Source organism: Lactobacillus nasalidis (genome assembly GCF_016587775.1).
Classification (GTDB): Bacteria; Bacillota; Bacilli; order Lactobacillales; family Lactobacillaceae; genus Lactobacillus; species Lactobacillus nasalidis.
Genome location: NZ_BOCG01000299.1, coordinates 1 through 1316 on the forward strand (window position 1 = coordinate 1; position 1316 = coordinate 1316).

The window sequence follows — 1316 nt, forward strand, 5'->3', positions numbered from 1 at the left end:
TGACCAATGGTGGCGGCGTCCGGTCGGGCCTGACCGTCAGCGCCGACAAGTCGATTACCTATGGGGCTGCCATGGCGGTTCAGCCTTTTGGGAACAGTCTGCAGGTATTAAGCATGACTGGCAAGCAGATCCTGGCGGCAATCAAGCAGCAGTACAAGCTGGAAGGACACTACTACCTGCTGATGAGCGGCTTGCATTACGTTTACACCAAAGATGCGGCTGGAAATGTGAAGGTGGTTAAAGTCTACGTGGGTGAAGGCAGCAAGACGGAACTCTCGCTGACCAAGACCTACCGGGTGGTTGTCAACGAATTCTTGGCCGGTGGCGGCGATCATTTCAGTCAATTTGTTTCAGGCAAAAAAGTCGGCATCTTGTCAGGAACTGATACGGAAACTTTTATCAGCTATTTGAAGCAGCAGACGGCCAGCGGCAAACAAATCGCCAGTCCGGAACTGAACCGGAAGGTGGAAATCTCGGCCGCGCAAGCTGCTGCATTGGAAAAGTAACATTTTTTGCATCGTTAAATCTTCCCAAAGCGGGAAGATTTTTTATATTGTCTTGGAACGAGTGTTCGAAAAAGCGTGCTATAATAATTATTAAAACCAGAATAAGGAGGGCGAGACCATGCGGCTGTCTGAAGTAGCCGACTATATTCTGAACAGATACGGCCTGCAGGCCAGCTATGTCGATCTGGACGGGCAGACCCTGGCTGCTGTCACGGTCCCGGGAGCAGACGAAAGTTTTGCTTTGCTGGTCAAACAGGAGGGCAGCGAGACGGTTGAGCTAAAATGCGGCTCTTTGGCCAAATTTTTTGCCAAGCAGCCGGCATTCGGACCGGGCAGCTATATGCAGGATCCGGCCTGGGTCAGCGTCGATCTTGCCAGCCCTGAATTAAACGAGCGCTTCTTTTATAAGACGCTGGACGCGGCTTACCAGAGCTCTCGCCCGCTGGAGCGGCCTGAACAGGAGATCTACCTGCTGGATCAAGACGGGGGCGACTATCAGGAAGAGGCGATCCCCAAGCGCTCTGCCCGGCCGGACTTTATCCAGGCTAGCGACTACACGCGCGAGCTGACCCAGGCCGGGGATGCGGCCAGTGCCATGATCAAGAAGATGCAGGCCAGTTATGACTATTTGGCTCGCGACCGGCGGGAGAGCAACTTTTACTACCAAGGAATGATGATGGCGGATTATGAGGACGATTTCCCGAAAAAGCTGCCGATCCGGCAGCTGCATCCGGTCTATCATGACTTAACTGTCAGTCAGCTGCGGGCATATTTTTCCTGGCGGACCAACTTCCGCCGCGGCAAGTATGA

The 1316-nt window shown here is 53.6% G+C and carries 2 protein-coding genes; both read left to right on the forward strand.

Translation table 11 applies throughout. The features are described from left to right. On the forward strand, positions 1 to 506 hold a 506-nt coding region (locus lacNas_RS05335; RefSeq protein ID WP_201346669.1), incomplete at its 5' end, for a 5'-nucleotidase C-terminal domain-containing protein. 118 nt (positions 507 to 624) lie between these two features. Further along, positions 625 to 1316, forward strand: a 692-nt coding sequence (locus tag lacNas_RS05340) for a TerB N-terminal domain-containing protein (protein ID WP_201346670.1), incomplete at its 3' end; no start/stop codon positions are given.